The following is an 8,593-nucleotide window of genomic DNA, read 5'->3' on the forward strand; positions in this document are numbered from 1 at the left end:
GTTACAAGCCCGCCCCGGCCCGTTGTTTAGACTGCCCGCAGTCCTAACAACAAAAAAGGGTCACGCCATGGACACCTTTCACCCAGACTTCAGCAGTTGGCTGAACGCCCCTGCCCACCAGCAATGGCTAGCCGCCGAAGGCCTGCGTCTGCTGGATTTCGCCAAGGCATCACGACTGCCCGAAGGCTTCGGCAATCTCGACGAGCGCGGCCGTTTGCCGGCGCACGCGCAAGCCGAAACCATGAACACCGCGCGCATGACCCACAGCTTCGCCATGGCGCACATTCAGGGCCTGCCGGGGTTTGCCGAGCTGGTCGACCACGGTATCGCCGCGTTGCGCGGGCCACTGCGTGATGCGTTGCACGGCGGCTGGTTTGCGGTTGCCGAACATCGCGACGACAACACCGGCAAGAACGCCTATCTACATGCCTTTGTCGCGCTCGCCGCCAGCTCCGCTGTGGTCGCACAACGGCCCGGCGCCCAGGCCTTGCTCGATGACGCCATCGACATCATCGACACTTATTTCTGGAGCGAAGAAGAGGGCGCCATGCGCGAATTCTTCAATCGCGACTGGAGCGAAGAAGAAGCCTATCGCGGCGCCAACAGCAACATGCACGCGACCGAAGCATTCCTCGCGCTGGCTGATGTCACCGAAGATCCGCGCTGGCTGGTACGCGCCCAGCGCATCGTCGAACGAGTAATCCATGGCCACGCTGCTGCCAACGACTACATGGTCATCGAACACTTCGATCGCGACTGGCAACCGCTGCGCGAATACAACCACGACAATCCGGCTGACGGTTTTCGTCCTTACGGCACCACGCCGGGCCATGGTTTCGAATGGGCGCGCTTGCTCCTGCATCTTGAAGCCGCGCGGGTACAGGCCGGCATGCTTACGCCGGGCTGGCTGGCGACTGATGCGCAAAAACTCTTCGAAAACAATTGCCGCCACGGCTGGAATGTCGATGGCGCGCCGGGCATCGTCTACACCCTCGACTGGGATAACCAGGCTGTCGTTCGCCATCGTCTGCACTGGACGCATGCCGAAGCCAGCGCCGCCGCCAGTGCCTTGCTCAAACGCACCGGCGACGGGCAATACGAAACCTGGTACCGGCTGTTCTGGGAATTCTGCGAGACGAATTTCATCGACCGTTGCAACGGCAGCTGGCACCACGAACTCAATCCGCAGAATGTGCCGAGTGCCGATATCTGGCCGGGCAAGCCCGATCTGTATCACGCCTGGCAGGCTGTGCTGATTCCACGATTGCCGCTGGCGCCAAGCATGGCCACGGCTTTGGCGCAGTCGTCCCGGCCTGTTGCTGTGTAACCATGTCGTGACATTTACGCGTCCCTTCGTTACCTGCGAAGCGAAACGCTCTGTTTAAACTCCGTGCAGCGCAAGCACCAGACTTGCAATGCATAACAACAAGAAAGGTACATCTCGAATGAATGCGATTTCTCGCCTCGCTACTGTCATTTCTGTCGCCTCCCTGTTCCCGCTCGCAATCCTGCCGCTCAGTGTCTCCGCCGCCGATTCCAAAGGTTCGGTCGAAGTCGTGCACTGGTGGACTTCCGGTGGCGAAAAAGCCGCTGTCGATGTGCTCAAGGCCCAAGTCGAAAAAGACGGTTTCACCTGGAAGGACGGCGCTGTCGCCGGTGGTGGCGGTGCGACTGCCATGACCGTGCTGAAAAGCCGTGCCGTTGCCGGCAACCCGCCAGGCGTAGCGCAGATCAAAGGCCCGGACATCCAGGAATGGGCGTCGACCGGCCTGCTCGACACCGACGTTTTGAAAGACGTCGCCAAGTCGGAAAAGTGGGACAGCCTGCTCGACAAGAAAGTCTCCGATACCGTGAAGTACGACGGTGATTACGTGGCCGTGCCGGTGAACATTCACCGCGTGAACTGGCTGTGGATCAACCCGGAAGTCTTCAAGAAAGCCGGCATCACCAAGAATCCAACCACCCTCGAAGAGTTCTACGCGGCCGGCGACAAGCTGAAAGCGGCGGGCTTCATTCCGCTCGCTCACGGCGGTCAGCCTTGGCAGGACAGCACCGTGTTCGAAGCCGTGGTGCTCTCGGTCATGGGCGTGGATGGCTACAAGAAAGCCCTGGTCGATCTCGACAACAAAGCGCTGACCGGCCCGGAAATGGTCAAGGCGCTCACTGAGCTCAAGAAAGTCGCGACCTACATGGACGCGGACGGCAAAGGCCAGGACTGGAACCTCGAAGCGGCCAAGGTCATCAACGGCAAGGCCGGCATGCAGATCATGGGTGACTGGGCCAAGTCCGAATGGACCGCCGCCAAGAAAGTCGCCGGCAAGGACTACGAGTGCGTAGCGTTCCCGGGCACCGACAAGGCGTTCACCTACAACATCGACTCGCTGGCCGTGTTCAAGCAGAAGGATGCAGGCACTGCGGCCGGTCAGCAGGACATCGCCAAAGTCGTGCTGGGTGAGAACTTCCAGAAAGTCTTCAGCATCAACAAAGGCTCGATCCCGGTACGCAACGACATGTTGAACAACATGGACAAGCTCGGCTTCGACTCCTGCGCACAGACCGCTGCCAAAGACTTCCTCGCGGACGCCAAGTCCGGCGGCCTCCAACCAAGCATGGCGCACAACATGGCGACCACGCTGGCCGTGCAGGGCGCGTTCTTTGACGTAGTCACCAACTACATCAACGACCCGAAAGCCGACCCGGCCGATGCGGCGAAGAAACTCGGCGCGGCGGTTCAGTCGGCCAAGTAATGCTTGGCCCTGTAGGAGTGGGCGTTTGTGGTGAGGGGATTCATCCCCGATGGGTTGCGAAGCGACCCCGGAAAGTTGCAGCGGTGCAGTGTCTGAAATACCGCATGTAATGATTTCGCGACTGCTGCGCAGTCGATCGGGGATAAATCCCCTCGCCACAAGGCTCACTTCTGCAAGGGAATGCTTTCGTAAACCCTTATTGTGGATTTCCCCATGAGTTCTGTTGCTGTGTTCAGCAAGGCCTCGCCGTTCGATGCATTGCAGCGCTGGCTACCGAAACTGGTGCTGGCGCCGAGCATGTTCATCGTGCTGGTGGGCTTCTATGGCTACATCCTGTGGACGTTCATTCTGTCGTTCACCACCTCGACCTTCCTGCCCAACTACAAGTGGGCCGGCCTGGCGCAATATGCGCGGTTGTTCGACAACGATCGCTGGTGGGTGGCGAGCAAGAACCTCGCCGTGTTCGGCGGTATGTTCATCGGCATTACCCTGGTGATCGGCGTGTTGCTGGCGGTGTTCCTCGACCAGCGCATCCGTCGCGAAGGCTTTATCCGCACCATTTACCTGTACCCGATGGCGCTCTCGATGATCGTTACCGGTACCGCATGGAAATGGCTGCTCAACCCGGGCATGGGCCTGGACAAATTGTTGCGTGACTGGGGCTGGGAAGGCTTCCGTCTGGACTGGCTGATCGACCCTGATCGCGTGGTCTACTGCCTGGTGATCGCCGCTGTGTGGCAAGCCTCTGGCTTCATCATGGCGATGTTCCTCGCCGGCCTGCGTGGCGTCGATCAATCGATCATCCGTGCTGCGCAGATCGACGGCGCGAGCATGCCGCGCATTTACTGGAAAGTCGTGCTGCCAAGCCTGCGTCCGGTGTTCTTCAGTGCGGTGATGATCCTCGCGCACATCGCGATCAAGAGCTTCGACCTCGTTGCGGCAATGACCGCCGGCGGTCCGGGTTATTCCTCCGACCTGCCAGCGATGTTCATGTATTCCTTCACCTTCAGTCGCGGCCAGATGGGCATGGGCTCGGCCAGTGCGATTCTGATGCTCGGTGCGATCCTCGCGATCATCGTGCCTTACCTGTATTCCGAGCTGAGGACCAAGCGTCATGACTAGTCTTGCTGCCAAACCCGCTATCAGCTTGAGCCGCATCGCAATCTACGCGGTGCTGATCCTTGCGGTGTTTCTGTATCTGGTGCCGCTGGTGGTGATGTTGCTGACCAGCTTCAAGACCCCGGAAGACATCAGCACCGGCAACCTGCTGAGCTGGCCGACCGTGGTCAGCGGCATCGGCTGGGTCAAGGCCTGGGCCACGGTTGACGGCTACTTCTGGAACTCGATCAAGATCACCGTACCGGCGGTAATCATCTCCACCGCCATCGGTGCGTTGAACGGTTACGTGCTGTCGATGTGGCGCTTCCGTGGTTCGCAGTTGTTCTTCGGTCTGCTGCTGTTCGGCTGCTTCCTGCCGTTCCAGACCGTGCTGCTGCCGGCCTCGTTCACCCTCGGCAAGATGGGCCTGGCGAGCACCACCACCGGTCTGGTCTTCGTGCACGTGGTCTACGGTCTGGCGTTCACCACGCTGTTCTTCCGCAACTACTACGTGAGCATTCCCGATGCGCTGGTCAAGGCTGCGCGTCTGGATGGCGCGGGTTTCTTCACGATTTTCCGCCGCATCATTCTGCCGATGTCGACGCCGATCATCATGGTCTGCCTGATCTGGCAGTTCACCCAGATCTGGAACGACTTCCTGTTCGGTGTGGTGTTCTCCAGCGGTGATTCGCAACCGATCACCGTGGCGCTGAACAACCTGGTCAACACCAGCACCGGCGCCAAGGAATACAACGTGGATATGGCAGCGGCGATGATCGCCGGCCTGCCGACCCTGCTGGTCTATGTGGTCGCAGGCAAGTATTTCGTGCGCGGGCTGACGGCCGGCGCGGTCAAGGGGTAATCATGGCTACGCTTGAACTTCGCAACGTAAACAAGACCTACGGGGCCGGCCTGCCGGACACCCTGAAGAACATCGAACTGTCGATCAAGGACGGTGAATTCCTGATCCTCGTCGGCCCGTCGGGCTGCGGCAAATCGACCTTGATGAACTGCATCGCCGGTCTGGAAACCATCACCGGCGGCGCGATCATGATCGGTGATCAGGACGTCAGCGGCATGAGCCCCAAGGATCGCGACATCGCCATGGTGTTCCAGTCCTACGCGCTGTACCCGACCATGAGCGTGCGCGAGAACATCGAGTTCGGCCTGAAGATCCGCAAGATGCCGCAGGCAGCGATCGACGAAGAAGTCGCCCGCGTGGCCAAGCTGTTGCAGATCGAACACCTGCTCAATCGCAAGCCGGGCCAGCTCTCCGGTGGTCAGCAACAGCGCGTGGCGATGGGCCGTGCCCTGGCGCGGCGGCCGAAGATCTACCTGTTCGACGAACCGCTGTCGAACCTCGACGCCAAGCTGCGCGTCGAGATGCGCACCGAAATGAAACTGATGCACCAGCGCCTGAAAACCACCACGGTCTACGTGACCCACGACCAGATCGAAGCGATGACTCTGGGCGACAAGGTCGCGGTGATGAAGGACGGCATCATTCAGCAGTTCGGTACGCCGAAAGACATCTACAACGACCCGGCCAACCTGTTCGTCGCAAGCTTCATCGGTTCGCCGCCGATGAACTTCATTCCCCTGCGTTTGCAGCGCAAGGACGGTCGTCTGCTGGCGCTGCTCGACAGCGGCCAGGCGCGCTGCGAATTGCCGATGAGCATGCAGGACGCCGGGCTTGAAGACCGCGAAGTGATCCTTGGCCTGCGCCCGGAGCAGATCGTTCTGGCGAACGGCGAGGGCAATGGTCTGCCGAGCATCCGCACCGAAGTGCAGGTCACCGAACCGACCGGTCCGGACACCCTGGTGTTCGTCAATCTGAATGACACCAAGGTCTGCTGCCGACTGGCGCCGGACGTGGCACCGCAGGTGGGCGAAAGCCTGACGCTGCAGTTCGATCCATCGAAAGTGTTGTTGTTCGACGCCAATACCGGTGAGCGCCTGGGCGTTGCGGGCCAGGTGCAGACAGAGACCCGGTCGGCGAATGTGGCGCAGTTCAAAGGCCGCTGAAAAACAATGCTGGAATGCGGTCCTGTGGGAGCTGGCTTGCCAGCGATGGCATCAAACCGGTTTGGCGACAGACCGAGTCGCTCGCATCGCTGGCAAGCCAGCTCCCACAAGGGCCGGTTCCACAAAAAGGAGCACGCGGTGAATGGCCTGTCATTCGTCGCACTTTATGTAAACCGCGTTAGATAAAAACAGTTAATAACAATAAAGACGAGGATGTAGGGATGAAAAAGAAACACGTCAATGCCCGGTTGATCTGCCAGGTTTCAGCGGCAGCTGCACTGGTGCTGGCCGGTAATGCGATGGCGGCGGATGCGTTCAGCTCCGACTCCAAGTGGATGACCGGCGACTGGGGCGGCGAGCGCACCAAGCTGATCGAGCAGGGTATCGACATCAAGGCCGACTACGTTGGCGAGATGGGAGCCAACCTGAACGGTGGCTACAACGACGACAAGACTGCGCGTTACGCCGACCAGTTCGGTCTGGGCGTGGCCCTCGACCTGCAGAAACTGTGGGGCTGGGACAACACCCAAGCGAAGATCCAGCTGACCAACCGTAACGGCTACAACATCTCCAACGACCGCGTTGGCGATCCGCGTGCCGGCACCCTCAGCTCCTCGCAGGAAGTCTACGGCCGTGGCCACATGGTGCGTCTGACCCAGTTGTGGATCCAGCACCAGTTCTTCGACAACAAGCTCGACGTCAAGGCCGGTTACTTCGGCGAAGGCGAAGACTTCAACACCTTCCCGTGCGACTTCCAGAACCTGGCGTTCTGCGGTTCGCAAGTGGGTAACTGGGCGACCAACATCTGGTACAACTGGCCCGTCAGCCAGGCCGCGATCCGTGTGAAGTACAACATCAACGACGAGCTCTACGCGCAGATCGGTGCGTACAACCAGAACCCGTCGCAGCTGGAACACGGCAACGGCTTCAAGCTCAGCGGCAGCGGCACCAAAGGTACCGTGCTGCCGGTTGAATTGGTCTGGTCGCCGAAGGTCAACAGCCTGCCGGGCGAATACCGCGTCGGTTACTACAAGAGCACGGCCGATGCCGACGACGTTCGCGAAGACGTCAACGGTTTCGACGCGGCAACCACCGGTGATGACTACAAGTCGCACAACAGCAAAAGCGGTTACTGGTTCGTTGCGCAACAGCAACTCACCAGCCACAACGGTGATGCGACTCGCGGTCTGAACATCGCTGCCAACGCGACTTTCCACGACAAGGACACCAACTTCATCGACAACTACCAGTCGGTGATGTTTGTCTACAAAGGCCCGTTCGATGCGCGTCCGAAAGATGACATCGGTATTGGCGCTGCGCGTATCCACGTCAACAAGGACGTCAAGCGCAACGCTGAACTGCTGAACGCTGCGAACGGTGTGTCCGACTACGACAACGCCGCGTTCTCGCCGATTCGTGAGACCGAGTACAACTACGAACTCAACTACGGCATCCATGTCACCAACTGGCTGACCGTGCGTCCCAACCTGCAATACATCACCCATCCGGGCGGTGTGGATGAAGTCGATAACGCTTTGGTCGCTGGCCTGAAAATTCAGTCAACGTTCTGACGCGTCTGCGATAAGCTCCTCTCTATGTGCGCATTTTGCGGACAGCCCAGGCTGTCCGCTTTTTTTTGTGACACAGGTCAGATGTGTTGCTTGATGATTTTTTGTGGCTGGAGAGCTTTTTGTGGCGAGGGGATTCATCCCCGCTGGGCTGCGAAGCGGCCCCAAAGCCATCCACTGAGGTGTATCAGCGAGAGGCCGTTTTCCAGGTTTGCGACTGCTTCGCAGTCGAACGGGGATAAATCCCCTCGCCACAGTATTCAAGGGTCACAAAGGTAATTGTACCCCCATGATTTTCAGGACCGTAGCCAATGCATGAGCATCCGCTGCAACGCTTCTTCAAATCCCTGCGCGAGCGACCGGTGTTCGCCTGGGAGCGCTATCAGATGCGCGACGTGTTGGTGATCGATCATCCGCTGTGTCAGGCGGTGTTCAGTCGTCAGGGCGCGCAGTTGCTGCATTTTCAGCCGCGCGGGCAGAAGCCGTGGTTGTGGTGCGCGGCGAAGTGGCCGCATGTCGGCGCGATTCGCGGTGGCGTGCCGGTGTGCTGGCCGTGGTATGGCCGTCATCCGAGCGAAAACGCCTGGCCGTCGCACGGTTGGGCGCGTCTGCTCGACTGGAAGTTGCTCGACAGTAGCAGCGCCGAAGACGGCGTGCGCCTGCACTGGCAATTGCAGCTGTGCGATTGGCAGGTCGACCTGCACGCGCACCTTGGCGAACGCATGGAATTACGCCTGAGCACCGAGCATCAGGACGACATGCCGTGCCAGTTGAGCCAGGCTTTGCACGCTTACTGGCGTATTGGTGATGTTGGTGAGATAGCGCTGTCTGGCCTCGAAGGCGCGCAGGGTTATGATCAATTGAATCGTCAGGTTTGCCAGCAGGAAGGCGAGTTGCGCGTCGATGGCGGGTGTCAGCGGGTGTTCCATCATGACGGCGAATTGCAGCTCAAGGATCACGCCTGGCAGCGCGAGTTGTGCATCGATACCGGTGACAGCGGCGACACCGTCGTCTGGCATCCCGGCGCGCGGCCGTTGCTGGGGGTAAGTTGGGACGAGGTTTCCGAGTTCGTCTGCGTGGAAGCAGCGGTGGGTGGCACGGACAGCCTGCACCTGGCGCCGGGGGAGAAGGCGCATTTGAGTTTGCAGGCGTGGG

7 protein-coding genes are annotated in these 8,593 nt (G+C 60.0%); all 7 read left to right on the forward strand.

The window, feature by feature from the left end; translation table 11 throughout:
- The first annotated feature begins 67 nt into the window (after positions 1–67).
- Positions 68–1,327, forward strand: coding sequence for an AGE family epimerase/isomerase (locus tag D8U70_RS14625; protein WP_130929161.1), 1,260 nt, complete (start codon positions 68–70; stop codon positions 1,325–1,327).
- 118 nt (positions 1,328–1,445) lie between these two features.
- The gene (locus D8U70_RS14630) at positions 1,446–2,747 is read left to right on the forward strand and encodes an ABC transporter substrate-binding protein (RefSeq protein ID WP_024014061.1); all 1,302 of its coding nucleotides are present in this window, start codon (positions 1,446–1,448) and stop codon (positions 2,745–2,747) included.
- Between the two features lie 213 nt (positions 2,748–2,960).
- Positions 2,961–3,869, forward strand: coding sequence for a sugar ABC transporter permease (locus D8U70_RS14635; protein ID WP_016773533.1), 909 nt, complete (start codon positions 2,961–2,963; stop codon positions 3,867–3,869).
- A complete protein-coding gene (locus D8U70_RS14640) occupies positions 3,862–4,707 on the forward strand; it encodes a carbohydrate ABC transporter permease (protein WP_039758116.1) in 846 nt (281 codons plus the stop codon). The genes D8U70_RS14635 and D8U70_RS14640 overlap by 8 nt, the downstream gene beginning before the upstream one ends.
- A 2-nt stretch (positions 4,708–4,709) precedes the next feature.
- Positions 4,710–5,870 (forward strand): sn-glycerol-3-phosphate ABC transporter ATP-binding protein UgpC, encoded by a 1,161-nt coding sequence (ugpC, locus tag D8U70_RS14645; protein ID WP_130929162.1) that lies wholly within the window; start codon positions 4,710–4,712, stop codon positions 5,868–5,870.
- 221 nt (positions 5,871–6,091) lie between these two features.
- Positions 6,092–7,441 (forward strand): carbohydrate porin, encoded by a 1,350-nt coding sequence (locus D8U70_RS14650; RefSeq protein ID WP_076563920.1) that lies wholly within the window; start codon positions 6,092–6,094, stop codon positions 7,439–7,441.
- Positions 7,442–7,749: 308 nt separating this feature from the next.
- Positions 7,750–8,593 (forward strand): D-hexose-6-phosphate mutarotase (locus tag D8U70_RS14655; RefSeq protein WP_130929163.1); only part of this gene is annotated, 844 nt, incomplete at its 3' end.

This window comes from Pseudomonas sp. Sample_20, from assembly GCF_004307585.1.
GTDB classification, from domain to species: Bacteria; Pseudomonadota; Gammaproteobacteria; order Pseudomonadales; family Pseudomonadaceae; genus Aquipseudomonas; species Aquipseudomonas atacamensis.